The sequence below is a fragment of the Terrimonas pollutisoli genome (assembly GCF_029360765.1).
Classification (GTDB): domain Bacteria; phylum Bacteroidota; class Bacteroidia; order Chitinophagales; family Chitinophagaceae; genus Terrimonas_B; species Terrimonas_B pollutisoli.
This window is the reverse complement of the sequence record NZ_JARKNA010000002.1, coordinates 116611-142002: the sequence shown is the minus strand read 5'-3', so window position 1 is coordinate 142002 and position 25392 is coordinate 116611. Positions and strand designations below refer to the sequence as shown.

Below are 25392 nucleotides of genomic sequence, written 5' to 3'. Positions count from 1 at the left end.
GACTCAGGGTGACAAGCTCAGAACAAGCCGGATAAATTGTAATGTATGAGTTATACAGAATTACAGGTAACAACGAATTTCAGTTTTTTGCGCGGCGCTTCTCATCCTGAAGAATTGGTGGAACAGGCCATAGCTTTTGGATATAAGGAAATAGCCATCACTGATCGTAATACATTAGCCGGGATGGTAAGGGCACATGTTGCCGCTAAAAAAAAGGGTATAAGAAGTATCGTTGGCTGCCGTCTCGATTTGCTGGATGGCCCCAGCCTGCTGGCTTATCCTACTGATAAAAATGCATATTCCCAATTAACCTCTTTACTCACCACCGGTAATATGCGTGCGGAAAAAGGTGAATGTCATTTATACAAAGCAGATGTATACCAGTATGCAAAAGGAATAAAATTTATCGTACTTCCTCCTGATGTATTAAACAACCTGTTTGAGTTTGATCCATCGTTTGAAAACGCATTGAAAGAATATCATGACGTTTTTGGAACTGATTTGTATATCGCGGCATCACGGCGGTATAATGGAGATGACAGTAAACAATTATTTAGGCTTGCACAATTATCCAACCGTTTGCAAATACCGATGGTAGCCACCAACGACGTGCATTATCATCATCCTTCACGCCGGCAATTGCAGGATATCGTTACCTGTATCCGTGAAAAATGTACAATCTATACTGCAGGGTTCCGCTTATTGCCCAATGCGGAAAGGCATTTGAAATCCATCCAGGAAATGTCGCGTTTGTTCAGGCAATATCCTGATGCTATCCGTCGCACACAGGAAATTGCAGAAGCCTGTACCTTTTCATTGAATGAATTAAAATATGAATACCCGGTAGAGATCACAACTGAAGGACGAACGCCACAGGAGGAACTTACTTTTTTAGCGTACCAGGGTGCACAGGAGTTGTTTGGTGAAGATGTGTCTCAAAAAATAATTGATAACATCAATTACGAACTCGCTTTTATCGAACAAATGAATTATGCGCCATATTTTCTTACTGTATATGATGTGGTTCGTTTTGCCAGGCAGCAAGGTATTCTTTGCCAGGGACGTGGATCGGCTGCTAATTCCACAGTTTGTTTTTGCCTCGGCATTACATCAGTTAATCCTACCAAATTTGATTTATTGTTTGAACGCTTTATCTCTGCCGCACGCAATGAACCACCTGATATTGATGTAGACTTTGAACATGAGCGGCGTGAAGAAGTAATACAATATGTTTTTCAAAAATATGGCCGCGACCGCGCAGCTATCATAGCTACGGTTACACAGCAACATCAGAAAGGAGCGATCAGGGATGTTGCCAAAGCAATGGGGCTTTCAGTTGATACGATCAACCGGCTTTCCAATTCAGTTGGTTCACTCGGTGAATTTCCTGAAGAAGCGTTTGAACAAAAACGGTTTACCGAACAAGGATTGAATCCCGGCGATAAACACCTGCGCAAAGTATTACAATTGACCAGGGAGCTTATGGGTTTTCCAAGGCAACTCGGTCAGCATACAGGTGGCTTTGTTATTACCAATGGTAAGCTTTCTGATCTGTGTCCTATTATGAATGCACGCATGGAAGACAGAACATGCATTGAATGGAACAAAGATGATATCGATGCATTGGGGTTTTTAAAAATAGATATATTGGCACTCGGTATGCTTACCTGTATCCGAAAAGCATTTGATAAACTGAAAGAGCATTATAATCTTGATTTCACACTGGCTAGTATTCCGCAGGATGATCCTGCTGTTTATGAAATGATCTGTCATGCAGATACGATCGGTGTGTTTCAAATTGAAAGCCGTGCCCAGCAATCGATGTTGCCAAGATTGAAACCCCGCACATTTTATGATTTAGTTATTGAAGTCGCTATTGTTCGTCCCGGGCCTATACAAGGTGATATGGTGCATCCTTACCTGCGACGCCGCAATGGAGAAGAGCCGGTAGAATATCCATCAAAGGAATTGGAAGAAATACTGAAACGTACATTAGGTGTTCCATTGTTCCAGGAACAAGCGATGAAGATCGCTATTGTTGCGGCAGGTTTTACACCGGCCGAAGCAGATGAACTTCGGCGAAGCATGGCCACTTTTAAAGCGAAAGGATTAGTGACAAAGTTTGAAGAAAAATTAATCAAGGGCATGTTGAAAAATGGATACACCCTGGAATATGCACAACGTGTGTTTAAGCAACTCGAAGGTTTTGGAAGTTATGGTTTTCCGGAAAGTCATGCCGCCAGTTTTGCCTCATTAGTATATGTGTCGAGTTGGATCAAATGTTATTACCCTGATGCATTTGCCTGTGCTTTGCTCAATAGTATGCCGATGGGTTTTTATCAACCCGCACAAATTATTATTGATGCCCAAAAACATGGTGTTGAAGTACGACCGGTTGATATCAATTATTCAACATGGGATAATATACTCGAAAATTCCGGCCGGGGCGTTGAAAAAAAACCTGGAAACTATTGGGCATTACGCCTTGGTTTCAGGCAGGTAAAAGGTTTGCGGGAAGATGACATGAATCTATTGCTGACTGCCCGAACAAAACCATATATCAACATCAATGAACTGCGTGCTATTAATTTACCGGAAGCGGCGCTTGAAAGATTAGCCGATGCCGATGCATTCCGTTCAATAGGTTTAGACCGGCGACAAGCTTTATGGGAAGTATCGACAAAGGACCGGCCCGTTGCTCTTTTTAACGGCCAGCTTTCAGCAGATGCCAAAGATGAAAATGTAGCATTGCCTGAAATGGGTATTGCTGAACATGTGGTGCATGATTATGCTTCAACATCACTTTCATTGAAGGCACACCCGGTAAGTTTTGTCCGCCCAACCTTACAACAGTTGCATATCTTATCTGCAAAAGATTTGATGAGTGCAAAGAATGGCCAATTGGTGAAAGTAGCAGGTCTTGTATTGGTAAGGCAAAGGCCCGGCACAGCAGGTGGAATCTGTTTTATGACTATTGAAGATGAAACAGGATTTGCCAACCTTGTTATTTTTCAAAATCTTTTTGAAGAATACCGCAAACCCATTTTACAATCAAAATTAATCATGGTAGAAGGCAAATTGCAAGTGGAAGGAGAGGTGATCCATGTAATTGTAAGTGCTTGTTATGATTTTTCAAAATTGTTGCGACAACTAACTCCCTCTGATAATAAAAATCTTCCTTTATTACCAATGGTACACCCGGATGAAAAATTGATTCCGCCAGGATCGAATAAATCGAATAAGAGATCGCAGGTGAGAGAAAATGCACAGGAAAAAGTTTTTCCGGAAGCGAGAAATTTTAGGTAAAAATGCGTTGAAATGAATTTAGTGACAATAACTTAGTTCAGCTGAACTGTTAATTCAGGTTCGGCATCACTGATTATTCGTGAAAGCCTTCAGTAAATAAATCGTAGGCTCTGTTCTACTGTTCTTTACCCTTATCCTATCTGTATTTGTTAATAATCCTTGCACTAACCCAATATATTTTGGCAGGCTCAGCAGTGACCATAGCTTTACAATAGGTATAAAGCAGCTTTTTGCGTTTATAAATTTGTCACCCACCAATTCAATTCGGTATATATCTCCATGTAAGGCATTTGTACCTTTTTCTCTTTCTGATGTAAAATACATAACGTTGTTATCAGTCATTGAAACATGCCATTCACTGACGTCACTGTTGATCATTGAATCCAAACGTTCATGACTGCTCCAGCCATTCGCTGTTTTATATACCCTGTATTGATCTGCATGCCAGATCTCCCCATCTTTTGGCGGTAACACGGCCATAAAATACATGGTCTTTCCATCCCTGGTGATGAATGGCTCTCCTTCATAATTCCTGTCTTTTAAGTAGAGTGTATCTTTCTTTTCAAGGACACTAACGCCGATCTTTATGATCTTACTCGTTGCCCACTCATCATTGGTGATGGCATAATACAACTCAGTACCATTTGGACTAAATGCGCAATACCCAACATGCTCGTTATTTTTTGCAATCAATTTTTTGGCAAATAGTTTAGGTGTAACACCCGGGGGATTATTATCGAACAATAAATATTTCGGTTTGCAACCTGTCAGCAATAAAAGTAATAAAGCGAATGCCCTGCGACTCATGAGATCATCTCCTTGAATTGTTAAATCAATTGACAGCATTTAATCCAAATGCCCGCAGGCTTCCATTATGTTGGGCAGCAATGATAACGCTCTGCCCGTTTTTTGTTTTTAATTCAATCAGGGAATGTGCATTGCCCGGAATATAAATACCGCTTTCCTGTATTCGCATTGCATCGAATCGACCTTTACCATTACCTCTCAACATCAACCCGTTCAGCGCATCCAGCCGCCCATTAAAAACTTCAGTACCGAAATCATTGCCGCACATAATCAAATCAAGGTTGCCATCACCGTCAAAATCGCCGGGCACCATTGCAAAAACAGGTGCCAACTGTGCCATCGCCGGCAACGGAGTAATTTCAAATTTTCCATTGCCCAGGTTCCTGATAAAGCTGCTGGAAAAAAAATTGGCTGTCAGCTTAAGCATTCCTTCCTGTTCCTTCTTTGAAAACAATTGACCAAAAGGAGTTTCAGCAAATCCTTTGTAGGTTAAGGTTTTCTTTTTAATAAAGGGCAATTGATCGGCTACTTCATCCCGGCTGTGCGTGGTGAACTCCCGCATGTTTCCTTCTTTGTCGTTAAAATATTTGGTAGTGATCCCTTCAAAGACACCATTTTTATCAAAGTCATTATAATAATCATGAACCGGCAATTTTTCACCCTTTGTCAAAAAAGAATTCTCTCCAAGATTACCGGCAACATAATCAGTATCTCCGTCCTTATCAAAATCACCTGCAGCCAGGCAGTTCCACCAACCCAATTTGTCAGCGATACCTGTTGTGGCTGTTTCGTCGGTGAATTTTCCATTTTGATTTTTTAAAAAGACGAGAGGCATCCATTCACCAGCCCATACAAGATCGGGCCACCCGTCTTCGTCATAATCTGTCCAGGTTGCATCACAGATCAGTCCTGCGGTTTGTAATGAAGGTGCAATTGTTTTTGTTACATCCGTAAATCTTAGTTGCCCGTTTTGGGAATCATTCCGATAGATATAACTGCTCACTGGTTTTGGATAATTATGCGGCTCTACCCTTCCACCCAAAAACAAATCCAGGTCACCATCCCTGTCATAATCCGCTGCTCTCACACAAGATTTGCTGCTATGATTCAATGGCAAAGCGGTTGAGTCTGTTTGAAAATTCCCTTTACCATCATTTATAAAAAACTTATCCTGGTAAGATGCTGAACCAGCTTTGGCTTCATATCCGCCAACAGAAACATACAAATCGAGGTCACCATCTTTGTCTGCATCAAATAATTGAAGGCCTCTGTCGTAAACAGAAATATCCAATTGTTTTTCCTCAAAAAAATTTTTCTTTAGAAACTTTCCATCAGAACGCTGAACAAAGATTGCACCCATATTTCCTGGACCGTTTCCGATAATTAAATCTTCTAATCCATCATTATTAATATCACCTGCTGCCATCGGCGGCGCATATTGTGAAAATTTGTGCGGCAACAAACGTTGAATACTGAAATCATTGAAGTCCTTCTGCTGGTGCCAATAATTCAGTTGTAGTGAATCACTGATCTCTCTGAACAAACTGCTGCCATTATTATGCGACTGCGTCCACACATGCATCTCCCTGGCATCGGATTGTTTTATTAGCAACTGCTGGTCAGCCTTTACATCCGTCAATTTTTGTCGTTGATGATTGGGCCAAATAACTATCACCGAATCAATCGTAATTTCATTTCCCAGGCCAAAAAAAACAATATTTTGTATGGACGAAAGATAACCTCTTACCGGGTTTGTTTCGTAGGTCTGTTCCCGGCCACCATCTGTGTATATTTTTACCCAGGTACCAAAAGCATCCCTATTGGGTGCATCACCCTGCAATTTTATTCGTAGGTAATGTTGGGAAGATTCATTTTTGTCATTCAGTGTATTTTCATAGATGGTCGCCTTGTCATTGACATTGCTGATAACAACATCCAGGTCACCATCATTGTCGAAGTCCGCTGTAGCAGCACCATTTGAAAATCCCGGTTCATCAATACCCCACTCTTTTGTCGCATTGGAAAATTTCAGGTTGCCATTATTGTGAAAAGTATAGTTGGAAATTTTTACAACGGGAATCTTCTCCAGTAATTTTTCCTTTGAATTCATGGCAAAAGCTGAATTGCGGTAAGCCACAAAATCATGGTCGGTTATATCTTTTGGAAAACCATTTGTCACGATAATATCCCGGTAGCCATCATTATCAAAATCGGCCACCAATGGTGTCCAACTCCAATCCGTTTCTGCTATGCCACTATAAAAACCGATCTCCGCAAATATGGGATGCGACAGCGAATCATTATTGCCCGGATATTGCCCCATATTCAGTTGCAGGCAATTTCTTACATACTGATGCTGATAAGCATAAAAGTCATTATTGATATAATTCTGGTAATTGCCGGACCCCAGCATGGTTTTCTTCCGGTAATTATCTTCCGGATTCATATCCAGTTCAATCACATCACTTAGTCCATCGTTATTAATATCCACTACATCCGCACCCATAGCATTGGCAGCAGTATGTTTGAAGTAATCCTTCGCCCGGTCGGTAAAGGTTCCGTTACCATTGTTGATATATAAAATATTATTGGATAAATAATCATTGGCAACATATACATCTTTCCAGCCATCGAGGTTAAGATCACAGACGGTGACCGAATGCGCATACCCCTCTATCGTAATGCCTTCTTCTTTTGAAACATTAGTAAAAACAGGATGTTGTTGGATGGAATCCCAATCATTGCGAAATAGTTTATCCGTGTTAGGATGTTCTCCTTTTTTTAAAATCTTCCGATACCGGTTGGGATGATCAATCTTGATGATTTCATTGATGGCGAGGTAAACATCGAGGTCTCCGTCGTTGTCATAATCAAAAAAGGCAGCTTGTGTTGTGTGAGAGTTATCATTCAGTCCATACTCACCGGCGAGGTCTTTAAATACCGGAATACCCTGCTTATTCAAACCCTGGTTGATGTAAAAAATATTTTCCCGTTTGACAGAATCCTTTAAAATAGTGGCGGAGACATAGATATCCTGCCAGCCATCATTATTAATATCTACAACAGCAACACCTCTCGACCATTTACCATCTCCATCAACACTGGCGATGGCAGTGATATCTTCAAATTGAAAATTACCTTTATTAAGATATAGCTTATTGCTTACCCTGTTTCCCGTAAAATAAATATCCTGCAATCCATCATTATTAAAATCAGCAATTCCTACTCCTCCCCCGTTGTATACATTCTCCAGGTCGATAATATTGATTGAATCATTTTCCGGGATATCATTGCTGAAATTAATACCTGAATGCGATGAACTGACTTTATTAAATAGTGTATCCTGCCTGCAGGAAGACAAAGCAATGAATACTATCCAAACCCCAATCACTATCCTCTTCATAGCATTTCATTATTTGTTTACTACCAAAAGCTTGGCTTTATAAAAGGTGTTATTGTTGATCATCATGGTACTGTAATAATTTCCTGTCGGTACTCTTACACCATTATCTCCACGCAGGTTCCATTCAATAAATTTTTCTGCTGCGGTCGACTGTTGTTTTATTTGTCGTACCAACCTGCCAGTCACATCGTAAAACCGAAGATTGACCATACCTGTGATATTTGCTGGCAATTGTATATAACATTTTTCTGATGCGGGCACGGGCCATGCTTTGGTCATTTTATATCCAGGAGCAGGATCAAATATGTCCGTTATCAAATCGCCACGGTTCCATATTTGAATGGTTGAAGTGGTTGCATTACCCCCGGCACTAAAGAGATCAACTTTATTGCTATTAACATCCGTAGGATAAATACGTGTTGCAAAAGCCCACCTGTTATTGATAAATACTTCGATCACCGAGCCATCAATAAACAAATGCCATTCGACAGGCTGACCTGCCGGTAAACTGAAAAATTCAGATTGTATATCTCTCGGCGTATTGGGATTGGTAGAAGACTTTGTTCTATCCACTATCATTTTTTGATTTTGATAGTCATACCAGATTTTCGTGAACTCTGTCTTGGTATCATTTTGCCCCACGATAAAACCGGTTTGTGTAGCAGTGCCGGGATTAATAGTTGCTTTAATCTCCATTTGCCAGCCTCGTATATTGAGATAATTTGAGCCTGCAGGTTGAATGCTAATGTTGTTTAACGCAGTTGCCGCGCCTCTGGTTTTTTCGAGATAAGGATGCGGACTTTGGTGCAAGGTATCATTGATCATTTGCCAAACTCTTGGCAGGCTAAAAATATTGGCCCAGCCATTTTCATATTGTTCTGATCCCGGCAACAGGTCAGGAATAATTCCGATTGCCGTTACCCTGTTTTGATCATCAAGATTGACGGCTGGCGATAAAAACGAATTGATGATTTCAAGATTCTGTGAACGGGGATTGGAAGGAATGAATTTGCTTCCATCAAAATCACCGACCCAATAAAATGCTTTGGCGGGAGTTCCGGGTACCGGCACTTTATTTACCAGTAACATAAACTTATTCCCAAATTTCCAAAACACCGGCATTTCCCAAAATACCCCGGGATCATTTAAAAAAGATTCATCAATAAAAAGCGGGCCATCCAATTGCCACGAAACAAGATCGTTTGAGTGATATAAAAAAACCGTGCCCGCCTGTGGCGATTGCAAACCAGTACCAATGATCATGTACCAGGTACTGCCTTCTTTAAATACATAGGGATCCCTGAAATCTTTATTGGGATAAGCAGCCGGTGCTGCAGGTATTAGAGGATTGGCAACATTTCTTTGCCAGGTCATTAAATTATCGTTTGACGTTGCAGCACCAATGCCAGCTTTTATACCATCCACCGCTGTATAAAAAATGGTGGGCAGACCTGTATCATCTTTTATCGCATGACCCGACCAAATACCTACAGTTTCAAATCCCCCAGGTTGCGGCCAAAGGGCAACTTGTTTTTCCTGCCAGTTGACAAGATCAGCACTTATCAAGTGCCCCCAGTTTTGTTGCGAGAAGTAAGGACCGTTCCCATTTTTTTGATAAAACATGTGATACATCCCATTGTGAAATATCAGGCCATGTGATTCATTAGCCCAGGACGACTGGGGTGCCGGGTGATATTTTGGCCTGTGAAAATCAAATGCAAAACGGGAAGCGGGAACCGAAAGATCAGCAGCCGCAGAAGGATTGAGCAAATTGTACTCGTTGCTAATCTGCTCTAACGAAAGTAGTTTTTTGCGAACGATGATTTCATCTAAAATACCGTTGAGATAATTCAGTGGGAATATATCCTGTTTTTCATTCGATGAACTTCTGCCGAGAAAAGTTTTAGCTGATGGCCAAGATAAAGAACCGGGAGAAAAGGATTGATCGATGAATTTAACAGCATTCACATAACCTGTTATAGTTCCCGACACAGCATTGACATTGACCACCACATAACTCCATTTATAATGTTGAAGCCTGGAGGTGGATGTAAAATTGACAACCTGTGCTCCTACGGTAAATCGAACAGCCAGTCTGCCGAATTTATCAATGGCAATAAAAGCTCCCCTGTCTGTTACCGGGTCCACATTGGTCCAGATGGCGGCAGTGCTTACGGGATAGGCTTCCAAAGCTATCCATGCACTTACAGAAAAAGAATCTTCCGGAAATACGGCATTACTGTTGCCCTCCACAAAAAAAGTGTAACCATCTGTCCGTAATGCCTGCCGACGAATACCAGGCACTCTTTCAATAACAGGCCATTTTGTTTTTATCGTGAAATACGTATTGCCCACTGATTCTTTTGTGACCACACCGGAACTTTCATTAAGCCCCCAATAAGCCAGCGTATCCTGGGCTTTTGTATCACCGACCGGCAGCAGCAAGACTAGTATCATATAAACAATAAAATCCTTCTTACTCATACAGTAGTTTTATTCGAACACTCATCAAAAATCACTCTTGTTATTCGCAGAACGCATTTCCCATACAGTGATCTTTTCAGCGACGACTGTTCCACCTTCAGTAAATAATTCCACCTGGTTGCTTTCTTTATATAAAGGAAAAATCCTGGTAGTAAAGGCCGCTTCATTATTGATAAACACTTCCACCACGGAGCCATCAATAAACAAGCGAATGGTCAACTTTTCATTGGGGTTGAGTGGATAATCACCACTTCTTGTTTCAAGGGGAATATTTTTATTCAATGAAGATTTTGTTTGATCAGCACTGAATTGCTTTCTTTCTACATCATAAAAAATTTTTGTCAATTCCTTTTGCTCCGGATGTTTGCCAATAATAAATCCAAACTGTTTGGCATCTTTCAAGGCTATCTCCATTTCTATTTCGAGCTGGCGTTTTCCGCTGGTTAATAAAAGTGGTTTACCGGGAGAGATCATTTTTTTTACAAAAACTTTTTTACTTCCCCTTAAAGATTTCATCGCCGGATGGGGCTGCTGACAGATAATGCCTTTCTTCAGCGTCCATGTTCTTGGAATGCTATACAAATGCGCCCAGCCCTGATCATATTGAGCTTTGGCACTGTTCTCATCCGGAATGATGGCGACGGCTGTGGTACGTCCTTTAGCATCCAGTGCTACAGAAGGCGATAACAAGCGGTTGATCACTTCGAGCTTTTTGGGTAAAGCATGATCGGGTATAAATTTTTCGTTGACAAAATCACCCGTCCAATAAAATGCTACAGCAGGCTTATTAGGTTGCGGCACTTTATTGATCAGCAAAATATATTTATCATTCATTTTCCAAAACACAGGCATCTCCCAAAAAATACCGGAGTCATCTTTTAATGGATCACCAACAAATAAATTATGAATGAACTCCCACCTATACAGGTCCTTTGATTTGTACAACAGGACAGCACCTTTGTCAACCTTATTCTCTGTAATTCCATAACCAACGATCATATACCATTGCGAACCTTCTTTCCAAACATAGGGATCACGCAGATCCGTCCGTGAAAATTGAGCAGGAGCTCCTTTGACAACGGGATTAGCTGAAAACTTTTTCCATGCGATCAATTTGTCATCTCGTGGATAGGCAAGACAGATACCATTGGGACCATCCGTTCCGCCTGTATAGATGATCACCGGTTTACCTTTATCATCCATTATACAATGGCCCGACCAAATTCCATACTGATCATAACCAGGTTCAGGTGACAGGACGGGGCGATGTTCCGTCCAGTTCACCAGGTCAGGACTGCTGAAATGCCCCCAGTTGATTTGACGCAGCAACAGGTTGTTTCCATCTTTCTGGTTGAAAATATGATATCGTCCTTTGTAATAAATCAAGCCATGTGTTTCATTGGTCCAGTTTGCTGCAGGAAGTAAATGATACTTTGGACGATTAAAACCATGTTCAAACCGTGAAGCAGGAACATTGAGGTCAGGCTTTATTTTTGAAATAGTGGAATAATTGGTCCCTTTAAAATCTTTCTCATTCAAACTTCGATTGATGACAGTCACTTCATCAACAATGCCATTGATAGCATTGGTTGGAAAAATGATAATTGACCTTTCCGATTCATCACGCCCAATGATCAACGAATCAAATCCTGTTTGTAAGTTTCCTGTTTCAACATCAAGAATCTTTTTTCCATTCATCCATAGCTCAGCTTTTTCGGGTAATATGTTTAAGGAAACATGTTGCCATTGAAAAGGAGGAATCATTGTGTCAGCGCTGATATATTTTATTTGCTCAGCCTCTTTAATACCGATCATTGGCACACCAAACCGGCTGATACAGGCGGATATCCATTGATGATCATTTTTTAAAGCAAAAAAACCTGCCGTATCAGTCGGGTATGTTTCCAGGGCAAACCACCCACTCACATTGAGTGGTAATTTTGAATTGGTGAATGCCGTACTGATCCAGGTAGAATAACCATCTGTTCTCAATCCGGTTCCTTTGTAGGCTTTCACATATTCCGCTTTTCTTTTTGCCGTATGAATGGAAGATATTCTATTGCCGATCTTTTCTTTTACAGACAATTCCGGCATTACCGAAAAAGGGAAATACATGAGTGTATCGTTCTGACCATACCCGGTCATAGCTAATATAACCGATATAATTGTTATCAACCATTTCAGCATATACTTGTGCTGTTTAAAATTGTTCATCACCGGTTTTATTTAACAGCTTTCATTCGCCATATCTTCACCGACTGAAAATTTGCCTTACCACCTTCAGAAAATAATTGTATACCGCCTTCTTTCTCCAATGGAAATACGAGATCAGAAATAGTAGCAAGTCCATCGTTGGCAAAGATTTCCACCACTGACCTATCAACAAGTAAATTCAGTTTTATTAAACCGTTCTGTAAGGAAACAGGAGCCTTCTCAATACTTGCAAACTTCGCATGAAAATTTACATTGCCCGATTTGGTACGATCCAATTGCAGTTGCTTGGCGACGTTGTCATATTTAATAACAGTTTCTTCATTTTTCCCCTTCAGTATTTTGATACCGGCTGCTTTGGCATCGCCTGGTTCAATGACCAGTTCAACCTGGTAAGCGTCGCCCTTGTAAGGAATATCAAAATTTTCTTCAACGGTTTTATCTGCCAGGGAAAATGCTTCCTGCTTCAACGCATTTAATTCTGCCACTGGTTGCTGAATAAGCTTTAATTCGCTATTCACTGTTACAAGACTTAATTCTCTTGGAATAGCATAAGTGCCACGCCAAACACTGCCGGTAGGTATATCATTCGCATATTCCCAGTTATTCATCCATGCAACCAAAATCTTCCGGTCATTGGGTGCATTATTATAAGTAACGGCTGCATAAAAATCTTTTCCAAAATCGAGATAGGTTGGTTGTTTATAGTCATGATCCGGAGAAAAAGATGTCCCGTCAAAATTTCCAACAAAATACTGCATGCCTACATATCCATCCTGTGCATGACCCGCAGAAACAATAAACACCCATTTTTTTTCATTGGTTCCTTTTACCGATAGTTCTACCAGGTCGGGGCATTCCCATACTCTTGCGGTATTACCAACCCGGCCCCAGCTACTCATCAGCGTCCAGTCTTTTAAATTTTTAGATGAATAAAATTGTGCTTCACGTTGTTCAGCCTTCAATACTACCATCACCCATTTCTGCTGCGGTTCATACCAAAACACTTTGGGGTCCCTGAACTCCAGTGATTGTATATCTACTACAGGATTTCCTGCATATTTTGTCCAGGTGAATCCATCGTCGTTGCTGTATGCGACACTCTGGTGTTGAACTTTTGGCTTAAACTTATTATGCACAAAAGAAGTGTACACTGCCACCAGGGGTGCCTTCTGTGATCCATTGGCGAAGCTGCTGGTATTATTTTTATCTATCACCGCACTTCCGCTAAATATCATCGTGGTATCATTATCGTTGGGATTCTTGTCTTCATACATGGCCACCGGCAATGTTTTCCAATGAATAAGGTCCCTGCTCACTGAATGTCCCCAGCTCATGTGCCCCCATTTAGCCCCATACGGATTGTGTTGATAAAAAAGATGATACTCGCCATTGTGAAATACAAGACCGTTGGGGTCATTGATCCAGTTTGAATCAGCAGTAAAATGATAGGCCGGGCGGTAGGCATCTGTTGTTTTGGAATCGCCTTGAATAACGGATACGGCGGATGAGTTCGAAGAATTACATCCAATACTGCCGGATACGAACAGGAAGAAAAAACTATAGAATGATAATTTCATTTTGTATGCTTCATTTTTTATCCAATCCCGGTTTGCCGGAAGAGTTGATGATGATTAATAAAAGAAATAAGGAGTGGGCTTTTAACGACTGCTTGCTGCCTATGAAAAATTATGAGCTGCCCACTCCTGTCTTTTTATGCAATAAAAGTTTAAACTTCTTGCAGGTTCTTTTAGGAATTAATAATTAGGGTCCTGTATGTATCCGCCGCGGCTGATATCTATCTCCGCCTGTGGTATTGGCAGGTAGTCATGTTTGGTTGCAGTATAATTAGCTGCATTCAAATATGGTCTTTTTGTTTTCTCTACCTGGTAATAGTTGTTAATGACAGATGCTGCTTCACCCCATCTTACCAGGTCATAAAACCGATGACCTTCCAAACACAGCTCCAGCCTTCTTTCAAAACGTAATGCTTTCCGCGCAGTAGCCTGGTCCCATGCTGGTGAAGCAGGATAAGGTTCTACTTTATAATTAGCAGCAGGTGTAGCTGAACCCAGTTGTTTTACGACGGGTGCATCCTTGGCCCTGTTACGGATCAGGTTGATCAACCCCTTTGCTTCTTCCAGGCTTCCACCCGACTCAATCAAAGCCTCTGCTTTCAACAACAAAATGTCTGAATATTTAATGAATGGAAAATTCAAAGCTCCCTGTGCCCAGGGGAATGCTCCCGCACCCCTGAGCGGAGAATTGACCAGGATGATATTTTTCTTTTTGGAATAAGGGCCATAAGTAACTCCTTCCCGGATCCAGTTATTACCATATACTTCACCTGTAAAATCTTTCCAGGGAATACCCGGACGACCAATTGCATGATCCAATCTTGGATCAACGGCAGTAATAACATCTGTTGGCGCAAGATCTGTATTATTGTAGGTGTCAAATAAAGGCAACCCTGTGGCAGGATCTACTTTAAAAGCATTGACCAAATTTTGGGTTGGACGATGAAAACCATCGCCACCACCATAGGCGGGACCGGGAGGTGATGTCAGCAAATCGCCCCAGTTATAATTACCGCCTTCTGTACCACCATTTTTTACCGATGTCTCAAGAGCAAATATTTTTTCGCCATCATGATCTTTTGTAGGATCAGAGTACAGGTCCTGCAAATTGTCGAGCAATTTGAATTTCCCTGAGTTGATCACTTCATTACAATTGCTGATTGTTTCCGCCCAGTTCTTTTGATAAATATTCCATTTGGCGAGATAAGAATAGGCTACATATTTATTGATACGGCCGATATCCTGTCCATCGAACGGGATCGTTATACCGGCACTCAAATCTTCTTTGATCTTATCCCACAATTGTTGTTCAGTGAGATCATTGAGAACCGTTCCTTCCTGGCCGCTTAAAATAGTTTCATCGATATAAGGATAGGTGCGAAAATGTTTTTTCAATTCAAAATAGTAAATGCCTCTCAGCACTTTTACTTCGGCAATACGCTGCGTCCGCAAATCATATCCGTCATCACTCAATGCATTTAACACCGTCAATGCCTTATTACATCTTGAAACACCGTAAAACAATACCCGCCATTTATTATTGATCAATGAATTGGTGGGTTCTACAATTCCCAGTTCAAGACTGTTCAGTTCACCGATATCACCAGTTCCGCCGCCCCCTTTGTAGGCATCACCGCAACGGACATCGCTGTAACTCCAGTTAGATGCCGGGTTGAAGATGGCTGCAATGGGTGACCAGCTATCGCTAAAAACCTGGTCCAATAAAGCATAGGCTGATACTACCAATGCTTCTGCTCCATCTTTATTGGTTAATGTCTCAGTACTTAATGCTCCTTTTGGCGCCTGGTCTAATATTTTGGTGCAGGAAAAACTAAGCATTAATGCACCTGCTATTATTAAAATTTTGTTACGCATGTTGTTAGTTTTTTAAAATCATTTAGCAATTAAAATCCCACGTTGATACCTACACTGACAGATTTTGAGTGAGGGTAAATGGTTTGTGTCAGTCTTCCTTCAAAACCAAAAGGTTCATAATCGAAGCCATCGAAACTGGTAAAGTTGAGCAGGTTTTGTGCCTGTACAAATAGCCTGGCTTTTGAAAGTTTTATTTTATCAAGTATTCTTTTCGGCAAATTGTATCCCAGCACTGCTGATTTCAGTCTTATATAAGAACCACTGCTGATGTAAAAAGAAGAAGTTCTTAGCTCATCATTGGTATTGTTAGCAGTAAGCATGGGAATATCCGAATCGGTGTTGGTGGGAGACCATGCATCTAATAAATCTTTGTGGTGGTTAGAATTGAAAAATACGTTATGCGTATTCGACATGATCTCGTCATATATCTTATTACCTGCACTGGCATCGAAGAAAACAGTCAAATCAAAATCGGCGTACGATAAACCGGCATTCAAACCCACGGTAAATTTGGGGAAAGGGCTACCGAGGTAAGTTCTGTCATCCGGAGTAATTTCTCCATCACCGTTTATATCGCTGTAACGGATACGGCCAAGTCCTTTTCCTGCCTGGGTGGCATGATCATCCACTTCTTTTTGTGATTTGAATATGCCATCGGCTTTGTACCCATAAAAAACAAACAAGGGTTGATCTTTGATAATCCGGCCACGGGCTGTTTCACGAATGTCATTTCCGTCGGGACCTACACTTACAACTTTGTTCTTAATGCTGGTAAATGTCAGATCGAAATTATATTTTAGTTTTTCAGTGCTTTTATTGCGATAGCTTAACAATAACTCAATCCCACTATTTTTAATATCACCAACATTGATAAAAGGAGGACGGCCTTCACCAATAACGCCGGGTGTTAAGGCGGGATACAATAAATCATCGGTAGTTTTTACATAATAATCAGCGGTCAGATAAATTCGATTACTAAATAAGCCGAGGTCGATACCAATATTGGTTTGTTTGGAAGCTTCCCATTTTACTTTTGGGTTACCGATCTGGTTGGCATAATATCCTACCTGCGCAAGCCCGTTGGTTCCAAAAAGATCATAATAAGAAAAGTCAACTGCGGAAACGAAATTGGTTGAATAGGTATAATTGGGAATACCGTCATTTCCATTCTTTCCCCATGATGCTCTCAACTTGAGATCGGATATATTCCTCGCCATAGCCGATTGCGTAAAGAATTTTTCCTCACTGATTCGCCAGGCGGCCGATACAGCAGGAAACACACCATAGCGATTCAGCGGACCAAAACGGGAAGAACCATCCCGCCTGATTGAACCGGCGATTAAATATTTACCATCATAGTTATAATTAAGCTTTCCGAATGTACCAATCAGGCCATACTCATCTGCACCACCGTTCGCATCGGCCAATGCTGTACCGCCATTCAGGTATTGATAGTCAGGACTTTCCAGTGCAAAATCACGGCGGGTAATAAAAAACGATTCTGATTTGTTATTGATCCATTCATATCCTGCCAACAATTGCACTTCATGTTTATTCTTTTTCCAATCGTAAGTAAGCGTATGCGTAGCTGTAAGATTCAACACATCATTGCCACGCTGAGACAGGGAATTGGACGATTGAACAAATCGCCCCATGGTATATTTTGGATAAAATCCTTTGAAGTTATTTGAGATTACATCAACGGCAAAACTTCCTCTGTATGTAAGTCCCTTAATGATTTCAATATCTGTAAACACATTGCCAAATGTTCTCCAGCCTTTATTTTTATTATCCCGGTTGAGGTATAACTCACCAATAGGGCTTAAGCGGTCACCGAGATTTTTAACGGGCCCGCCCCAATTGCCCAGGTTATCTTTTAAAGGAATGATAGCATATTGAAAGATCGCTGACTCAATGGAACGTGAATCCGCTTCCCTGCTACCTGTTAAATATCCAATGGATAGATTCTCTCCTACAGTTATCCTATTCGATACTTTGAAGGAACTATTCATACGTACTGTTAACCTGTCGTACGATGTATATTTCGCAAGACCTTCTTCGCGGTTATAATTAACTCCAAAATAAAAACTGGATCTGTCAGCCGCCTTGGAAATACCGAGATTATAACCCATGTTAGCAGCGGGTTTGTATACTTCTTTCTGGTAGTCCACATTGCCTGCGGGAATAGTTTTATTATCATCTAAAAATTCAGGAATGGTAGGTTCCGGGCCAGTACCATAGATAGCATCTGTGAGCGGCTGGTTGTCATTGATCTTTTGTTGCCACAATACCTTGCCATATTCCATGGCATCCAGCATATCCAGCCCGCCACGCAGTTTTTTAACCCCATAAAAAGCATCAAAACTTACCTGTACATTTTTTGATTTGCCTTTTTTGGTTGCGATAACCACTACACCATTGGCGCCACGGGCACCATATATAGCTGCAGAAGCCGCATCTTTCATCACCTGCAATGATTCAATATCGTTCGGGCTGATACCATTGATATCTTTTGTCGGCACGCCATCCACCACAAACAACGGTTGAATATCACCGAGAATACTGGAGATACCCCTGATGTTGATGATTGTACCGGAACCCGGTGCGCCATCTGTAGTAATGTTTACACCGGCAATTCTACCTTGCAATGATGTAAGCAGGTTGGCATTGGTTTCCTTTAAGGTCTCACCCAGTTTTACAACCGACACTGCACCTTTCAAATCTTTTCTTTTTTCAGTAGTATAACCCAACACTACCACCTCGTTTAAATTCTGCGGATCCTCTTCGAGATTGACATTTATATTAACATCGCTTTCGCTGACGATAAGTTGGTGAGGCTTTCTGCCTATATAGGAGAAAGTAACCACTTCACCAGTTGAAACCGGAATGCTAAAGAGACCTTTTTCATCCGACACTGTACTTCGGGTAGATGTTTGTACCGATACCGAGGGCAACGGTTTTTTATCTTTATCTGAGATTGTTCCGGACAATATTTTCTGCTGTGCAACACTAAAAAGTGCAACAAGCAGTAGTGTACATAAGCAAAGCAACTTTCGCATAAGTCAGAGTTTTAATTTTTAAGAGATACTAAGCAGTTTGTTTTTTTTCATTCATTAAATTTTCGACGTCGGTTATTTCATAGACAGGGCAGGCTCCATGTTGGGTAGCAATAAAAGCTCCGAGGCCGCAGGCAAAATCAAGCGCATCGCCGGGTGTAGCATTATCCAGTTGTTTGGCCAGTAATCCAGCCAGGAACGCATCACCACTTCCAACGGTGTCAGCCACTTCTACTTTATATCCATTGTGAGGATAAATATTTCCATCCGAATACCACAGCGCCCCTTCGCCACCTTTGGTTACCACTACATTTGAAATGTTGAATTGATCACAGATCAATTTTACCCTATCCTCTGTTTTATTGTATTGCGAAAACCATCCCGTGATTAGCTCAAGCTCGGCAAGATTGATCTTTAAAAAGTCAGCCCTTGTCAATAACTCTTCTACAAGGCGACGATTAAAATGCGGAGCCCTTAAATTTATATCAAGCACTTTTGCAGACGCCAAATCCAGCAACCTGAACAAGGTTTCTTTTGATAGCCTGCTCCGGGCCGCCAAACTTCCAAAGACAAAAAAATCAGCTTGGGAAACAAGCCCTGCAAAAGAGTCTTCCCAGGAAATAAAATCCCATGCAGCCGGTTTTACTATATCATACTCCATTTCATTATGATCTCCGGGCTCCGCATATACTTTGCCGGTTTCATATTCATAATCTACCTGGAAATAGTCTGTACAAACACCGTGACCTGAAAATATATTGACGAGTTCTTTTCCTTTATCATCTAAACCAATGCGGGTGATCAGTGCCGGTGTTTTTTGTTTTTTGTGCAGGTGATAAGCTACATTCATCGGTGCGCCACCTGGTACAGCACCCGTTGGAAAAATATCCCAAAGAATCTCGCCAAAACAAACCACCCGGTGTCTTTTGTTGATATCCATTTTTATTGCAGTTATTTTTTTATCAGTTTTGCTTCAATCGCTTCCAGTGATACTCCTTTTGTTTCCGGCATTTTAAAAATCACCCAGAATAATTGCAGCACCATCATAAGAGCAAAGAAGAGGAATAAAGGTGCCGGTCCAAATTTGGTAGCCAGTATAGGAAACACTGTTGTAATGATGGCTGCTAATATCCAGTGAGTAGAACAACCCAATGATTGCCCGTATGCCCTGACATTATTGGGAAAAATTTCAGAGATAAAAACCCAGATCACGGCGCCTTGCCCAATGGCATGTGATGCGATAAACAGGAATAACAAAACCGGTACGATCATTCCACCCAGGTACTCAAAGTAAAAAGCCGCCGCCACTGCTGCCAGTGAAATGATATAACCGAGCGAACCGATCAACATTAATTTTTTTCTGCCCAGCCTGTCGATCAGGTATAAACCAAACATGGTGAATATGAGGTTGACCAATCCAATGCCCGCACTTTGCAGAAACGCAGCATCTTTACCAATACCGGCCAATTCAAATACACGGGGAGCAAAATAGATGATGGCATTGATGCCGGACAGTTGATTAAAAAGCGCAATCAGGAAAGCTAATAAAATGGGAGTGCTAAAACGCCGGGTGAGAAAAGCCGCGATGGTCTCTTTTTGTTTTTCTTCCTCAATGGATTGTTGAAGAGTCCGGATAGCTTCGTCCACGCCTTCAGGGTCACTGGCCTGCAAGATGGTACGGGCAGCGCTATAATCTCCTTTGTGAACCATCAGCCACCTTGGACTTTCAGGTACAAAAACGATGAATACGCAATACAATGCTGAGGGAATGGCGACTACGCCCAACATCCACCGCCAACTATCTTCACCGCCAACGCCCTGTAACAGATAGTTAGATAAATAAGCTATGACGATTCCAAAAACGATGTTGAACTGGAAAGTGGCGACCAGCTTACCCCGGTTTTTGGAAGGAGCTATTTCAGTAATATACATTGGAGCCACTACCGAAGATGCGCCAATGGCAAGCCCGCCCAACAAACGGAAAAGCATAAAGGAATAAACCTCCGGGGCAAGGGCGGAACCGATGGCGGATACCAGGTAAAAAATTCCGATCCAGAGTAAAGTTTTCTTTCTGCCAAATTTGGTAGCAGGTATGCCGCCGAAGAGGGCGCCGATCACCGTACCATATAATGCCATGGCGATAGCCATGCCGTGTAAAAGATCACTGAGTTGCCAGATCCTTTTAATATCCTGTTCGGCCCCTGATATAACTGCCGTATCAAAACCAAAGAGAAATCCGCCAAGGGCTACTGCAATACTCCACAAGAGCAATTTTTTATTCATATAGCATTCCGTTATGTATGCAAAGTAGGTCAGCGTGCCTCCGGTATCGTTTCGAATTTGTAAGAATTGTATTCAAATTTTGGAAGTCGAATAGTTGAGCTTAATGAATTGAAAATCATGTATTCTTTTTTCTAGCCATAAGGATGAAAAAGACTATTTTTTGAAATTGTATAGAATAATTTCAATTCTGTTCACTCAGATTGGGTAGATTACCTGGCCTGATTTTGAAAAAGAGAGGATTTTGAAAACTAAATGAACATTTTTAGTAATGGACTATTGAAAAAAAATGCAAATTGCTGCTGTGACTGCTTCCCATATGCGCCAAGAGAATAAATCAATTCTTAGTTTCCGGATTGTATCCTTAGTTATACTTTGCTGGTCTGTTTTATTATTGTCCTGCAATTCTGGCACAAAAGCAAAAAAATATATAGTCGGCTTTTCCCAATGCACCGGCATCGACGACTGGCGAAAAACGATGCTGGCCGAAATGAAACGGGAACTCTCCTTTCATGATAATATTGAATTGGCATACAGGGATGCAAACGGAAATAGTGATAGCCAGATTCTGCAGATTGAAGAGTTCATAAAACAACCAATTGACCTGTTGATCGTTTCGCCAAACGAGGTAAAACCGCTAACGCCTGTTATTCAAAAAGTGTACAATTCAGGTATTCCCGTGGTGGTCGTCGACAGGCGAATCGACTCCAAAAGTTATACTTCTTTTATCGGCGCATCCAATTATGAAGTCGGTCAAAATGCCGGGAGATATGCAGCTACCATATTAAATGGAGCAGGTAATATTATAGAAGTAACCGGCATACCTGACGCTTCACCCGTTATTGACCGGCACAATGGCTTTATCGATATTATTTCACGTTATCCCTCGTTGAAATATGTAAAACGTTTTGACAACTACCTGACTACAACCCCCGGTATCGCTAATCCCGTTGAGGTGTACTTAAAAACACATAACAACATCAACCTGGTCTATGCGCAAAATGATTTCATGGCATTTGACATCTATAAAATTTGTGAGAGGCTGGGATTGCAAAACAAAATAAAGATTATTGGAATAGACGGACTGCCATCGAAAGGAGGCGGTCTCGACATGGTGCAGAATAAATACATTTCCGCGACTGTCTTATATCCCACTGGCGGCCAGGAAGCCATTGCCACAGCCGCAGCCATATTGAATCAACAACCGTTTCTTCGGGAAAACCAATTATTCACCACCGTTATTGATTCCACCAATATCAGGATCACAAAACTTCAAAACGAAAAACTGTTGGCACAGCAAAGAGATATTGACAGGAGCCAGGAAAAAATTGAAGACCAGGCCATCATTACCCAAAACCAATCCAATATTATTTATACCATATCCGTTTCACTGGCCCTTGCGCTGATCATGGGTTTTGTGCTTTTTTATTATTTAAAAGAAAATAAAAAGATCAATGCCCGGCTGGCCATGCAAAATGAAGAAATCATGATGCAACGTAACCAGCTGATTGAACTAGGAAAAAAGGCTAAAGAAGCCACCGATGCCAAGTTTAATTTCTTTACCAATATTTCACATGAACTACGAACCCCCCTCACGTTGATCTTAGGGCCAATCGAAGAAATGGCATCTTCTTCAAAACTCCATTTTTCGGCAAAAGCGCAGCTGGAGATGGTGAAGACAAATACACTGCGCCTCTTAAGATTAGTCAACCAGCTAATGGATTTCCGGAAAATTGAGCAGGGAAAAATGAAACTGAGAGCTACCGAGAATAACCTTGTAGCATTCGTTACGGACATCACCAATGCGTTTATCGAAACAGCGAAGAAAAAAACGATCTCTTTCAGGGTAGATGCAAAAGATAAAGAATTGAAAGTATGGTTCGACGTAAATATGTTGGATAAAATATTGTTTAACCTGCTTTCGAATGCGTTTAAGTTCACGAACGATCATGGCTGCATTACAGTGTCTGTTGCTAAAGATGAAAACAAGTCAAAAGCAATTATAAGGGTTGAAGACTCAGGGATTGGCATGAGCCGGGAAACACTGGAACATGCTTTTGATCTTTTTTACCAAGGCAATGAGGGAACCTATAAAGGAACGGGATTGGGCCTGGCCTTATCCAAAGAGTTGATTACACTCCACCAGGGAGAAATTACTATTAAAAGCGAAAAATGGAAAGGAACAACGTTTGAAGTATGGCTGCCACTTGGCCATGCGCATCTTAGAGAAAATGAAATAGCAAAAGAAGCCGCACCCGATTATCTTAACTACGAAGATGCCAAAATTTATATTAATGATACAGAAACACTAAAAACATTACCGGTAGAAATTGTTTCAACGCAGGCAAAAGAATACTCCATATTACTCATCGAGGACAATGCAGAGATCCGGAATTTTATAAAAAAACAGTTATCGGACATCTATGAAATTATGGAAGCGGAGAATGGCAATACCGGCCTGAACATGGCCTATGAAATTATTCCGGATATTATCATTTCCGATATTCTGATGCCCGGCAAGGATGGCATGTTTATCGTAGACACCTTAAAAAATGATATCAGGACTTCTCATATACCAATCATCATATTAACCGCCAGGGCAAGTATGGAACAGCAGATTGAGGGATTGAAGTTAAAAGCAGATGCTTATATCGTAAAGCCATTCAATATGGAGTATCTTAAAGAAACGATTAAAAACCTGATCAGGAACCGGGAGATTTTAAAAGACCATTACAGCAGTGAATTACCCAATGAAGGATTGAGAACATCGGCCTCCAAAAAAATTGATCGAAAATTTGTGAACGAATTTTCGTCCATCGTGGAAAGCAATATCGCTAATGAAAACTTTACGGTAGATGACATTTGTAAAGAGATTGGCATCTCTAGGGTTCAACTCTATAAAAAAGTAAAAGCGGTTTTAGGCTACAACGTAAATGACTATATCCTGAATGTAAGAATGCAAAAAGCAAAATACCTGTTGCTTAATGAAGAGCTGTCGATATCTGAAATTTCCTTCAAAGTCGGTTTTTCTTCACAAGCTTATTTCTCTACCGTTTTCAAGTCAAAATTTGGCATGACCCCAAAAGCATTCAAGGAGAAGAACGTTGCCGGCAAATAAAGTTAGTGTAGTCAGCGCCGACTCTACCATTAGCAATTTAAAAAAAGGATAAGCTGCCCGGCAAAAAAAGATATTTAAGAGGGATAACAGGGCCAGTTTTGAGCCACTGAATGCACATCGAAAAAGTGCACTTTTTTTTCTTACAGATACATTTGCTCAATTACAATTAATCTTGCATATCAAGCGCTTTTATCATTTTGCATTATCTGCATGCAAAAAAACTTTAGCGGAGACTAAGGGATTCGAACCCTTGATACGGTTTCCCGTATACACACTTTCCAGGCGTGCTCCTTCAACCACTCGGACAAGTCTCCTTTTTATTAAGGGCTGCAAAAATACGGTTTCAGACTTTAGAGCCCGAATAATTTTTGGGCATTGCTGCTGGTCAACTTAGCAATGTTTTCTACCGTAGTTTCTTTTAAGTCAGCCAGCTTCTGCGCCGTGTAGGAAATATAGCTGCATTCATTCCGTTTACCCCGGAAAGGAACCGGCGCCAGGTAAGGAGCATCCGTTTCCAATAGTATATGATCAACGGAAATATCCATGGTCACCTTATCCAGTCCGGCATTTTTAAAAGTCAATACTCCTCCAATTCCCAGGTAAAAACCCAGCTCAATAATTTGTATGGCTTGTTCGGATGAGCCCGAAAAACAATGGAATACCCCCTTTAATTGACTGTTCTTATACTCCTTTACTACCTGGATGCATTCGTCTGTAGAGTTGCGGGAATGTATCGCAATCGGAAGACCATAATCTATTGCCAGCTCGATTTGCCGGCGAAATGCTATATACTGTTGTTCTTTAAAACTAACATCCCAGTAGAAGTCAAGCCCAATCTCACCTATTGCCACAAATCTCTGTTCGGTCAAATATTGCTCAACCTTTGCCAACTCCTCCAAAAAATTCTCGTTTACAGAGCAGGGATGAAGCCCCATCATACTGATACAAAAACCTGGATTTTCTGTCTCCAGTTCCAGCATTGCCGGGTGCGTAGCTGAGTCGATGGCCGGCATCAGGATTTTCTCTATCCCGGTTTGCTTCGCCCTGTCCAGTATTGCCGGCCGGTCATCCGCGAAGTCATTTAAATAAATATGTGCATGGGTATCAATCAGATTCATAGGCTCAAAATTAAGTCTTACAAGGGGCCGAAATATTCCTGCAAACCAGCCACAAACACTTGTAAATTAGTTTGGATTAATGAAAAATTATTTTACCTTTAGCCCAGTTTTCATAGGGTACGGATTAAAAACGGGCCAGGGTTTCTACCCAGGCCCT

At 41.2% G+C, this 25392-nt stretch carries 12 protein-coding genes and 1 tRNA gene; 2 read left to right on the top strand and 11 right to left on the bottom strand.

Annotation, left to right across the window (positions count from 1 at the left end):
* The first annotated feature begins 45 nt into the window (after positions 1-45).
* Positions 46-3306, top strand: a complete 3261-nt coding sequence (locus tag P2W73_RS04620) for an error-prone DNA polymerase (protein ID WP_276500822.1) — start codon at positions 46-48, stop codon at positions 3304-3306.
* 66 nt (positions 3307-3372) lie between these two features.
* On the opposite strand, the gene P2W73_RS04615 is transcribed toward P2W73_RS04620, so the two are convergent.
* From P2W73_RS04615 to P2W73_RS04575, 9 genes are all read right to left on the bottom strand, one after another.
* Positions 3373-4113 (bottom strand): hypothetical protein, encoded by a 741-nt coding sequence (locus P2W73_RS04615; protein ID WP_276500821.1) that lies wholly within the window; start codon positions 4111-4113, stop codon positions 3373-3375.
* Between the two features lie 25 nt (positions 4114-4138).
* A complete protein-coding gene (locus P2W73_RS04610; protein ID WP_276500820.1) occupies positions 4139-7516 on the bottom strand; it encodes a VCBS repeat-containing protein in 3378 nt (1125 codons plus the stop codon).
* A gap of 9 nt (positions 7517-7525) precedes the next feature.
* Positions 7526-10000 carry a GH32 C-terminal domain-containing protein gene (locus P2W73_RS04605; protein ID WP_276500819.1) on the bottom strand — a complete coding sequence of 825 codons (2475 nt, stop codon included), beginning with the start codon at positions 9998-10000 and terminating at the stop codon, positions 7526-7528.
* Between the two features lie 24 nt (positions 10001-10024).
* The gene (locus tag P2W73_RS04600) at positions 10025-12214 is read right to left on the bottom strand and encodes a glycoside hydrolase family 32 protein (RefSeq protein WP_276500818.1); all 2190 of its coding nucleotides are present in this window, start codon (positions 12212-12214) and stop codon (positions 10025-10027) included.
* A gap of 8 nt (positions 12215-12222) precedes the next feature.
* Positions 12223-13791, bottom strand: coding sequence for a glycoside hydrolase family 32 protein (locus P2W73_RS04595; protein WP_276500817.1), 1569 nt, complete (start codon positions 13789-13791; stop codon positions 12223-12225).
* Positions 13792-13968: 177 nt separating this feature from the next.
* Positions 13969-15663 carry a RagB/SusD family nutrient uptake outer membrane protein gene (locus P2W73_RS04590; RefSeq protein ID WP_276500816.1) on the bottom strand — a complete coding sequence of 565 codons (1695 nt, stop codon included), beginning with the start codon at positions 15661-15663 and terminating at the stop codon, positions 13969-13971.
* Between the two features lie 29 nt (positions 15664-15692).
* A complete protein-coding gene (locus P2W73_RS04585; protein WP_276500815.1) occupies positions 15693-18722 on the bottom strand; it encodes a SusC/RagA family TonB-linked outer membrane protein in 3030 nt (1009 codons plus the stop codon).
* A 28-nt stretch (positions 18723-18750) separates the two neighbouring features.
* Positions 18751-19659, bottom strand: coding sequence for a carbohydrate kinase family protein (locus P2W73_RS04580; protein ID WP_276500814.1), 909 nt, complete (start codon positions 19657-19659; stop codon positions 18751-18753).
* An 11-nt stretch (positions 19660-19670) separates the two neighbouring features.
* The gene (locus P2W73_RS04575; protein WP_276500813.1) at positions 19671-21002 is read right to left on the bottom strand and encodes a sugar porter family MFS transporter; all 1332 of its coding nucleotides are present in this window, start codon (positions 21000-21002) and stop codon (positions 19671-19673) included.
* A 286-nt stretch (positions 21003-21288) separates the two neighbouring features.
* Between P2W73_RS04575 and P2W73_RS04570 the strand changes: the two genes are divergently transcribed.
* The gene (locus P2W73_RS04570) at positions 21289-24117 is read left to right on the top strand and encodes a hybrid sensor histidine kinase/response regulator transcription factor (protein ID WP_276500812.1); all 2829 of its coding nucleotides are present in this window, start codon (positions 21289-21291) and stop codon (positions 24115-24117) included.
* Between the two features lie 227 nt (positions 24118-24344).
* Here P2W73_RS04570 and P2W73_RS04565 read toward each other — a convergent pair.
* Together P2W73_RS04565 and P2W73_RS04560 are read right to left on the bottom strand one after the other, a co-directional pair.
* Positions 24345-24431, bottom strand: a tRNA-Ser gene (locus tag P2W73_RS04565).
* 36 nt (positions 24432-24467) lie between these two features.
* Complete coding sequence (locus P2W73_RS04560) at positions 24468-25235, bottom strand: TatD family hydrolase (RefSeq protein ID WP_276500811.1); 768 nt, start codon at positions 25233-25235, stop codon at positions 24468-24470.
* Positions 25236-25392: the final 157 nt, after the last annotated feature.

Bases quoted from the DNA above. Each gene is read 5' to 3' on its own strand.
- P2W73_RS04615 (WP_276500821.1), bottom strand. From the start codon at position 4,113: ATGAGTCGCAGGGCATTCGCTTTATTACTTTTATTGCTGACAGGTTGC.
- P2W73_RS04570 (WP_276500812.1), top strand. From the start codon at position 21,289: ATGCAAATTGCTGCTGTGACTGCTTCCCATATGCGCCAAGAGAATAAA.
- P2W73_RS04605 (WP_276500819.1), bottom strand. From the start codon at position 10,000: ATGAGTAAGAAGGATTTTATTGTTTATATGATACTAGTCTTGCTGCTG.
- P2W73_RS04590 (WP_276500816.1), bottom strand. From the start codon at position 15,663: ATGCGTAACAAAATTTTAATAATAGCAGGTGCATTAATGCTTAGTTTT.
- P2W73_RS04575 (WP_276500813.1), bottom strand. From the start codon at position 21,002: ATGAATAAAAAATTGCTCTTGTGGAGTATTGCAGTAGCCCTTGGCGGA.
- P2W73_RS04560 (WP_276500811.1), bottom strand. From the start codon at position 25,235: ATGAATCTGATTGATACCCATGCACATATTTATTTAAATGACTTCGCG.
- P2W73_RS04580 (WP_276500814.1), bottom strand. From the start codon at position 19,659: ATGGATATCAACAAAAGACACCGGGTGGTTTGTTTTGGCGAGATTCTT.
- P2W73_RS04585 (WP_276500815.1), bottom strand. From the start codon at position 18,722: ATGCGAAAGTTGCTTTGCTTATGTACACTACTGCTTGTTGCACTTTTT.
- P2W73_RS04610 (WP_276500820.1), bottom strand. From the start codon at position 7,516: ATGAAGAGGATAGTGATTGGGGTTTGGATAGTATTCATTGCTTTGTCT.
- P2W73_RS04600 (WP_276500818.1), bottom strand. From the start codon at position 12,214: ATGAACAATTTTAAACAGCACAAGTATATGCTGAAATGGTTGATAACA.
- P2W73_RS04620 (WP_276500822.1), top strand. From the start codon at position 46: ATGAGTTATACAGAATTACAGGTAACAACGAATTTCAGTTTTTTGCGC.
- P2W73_RS04595 (WP_276500817.1), bottom strand. From the start codon at position 13,791: ATGAAATTATCATTCTATAGTTTTTTCTTCCTGTTCGTATCCGGCAGT.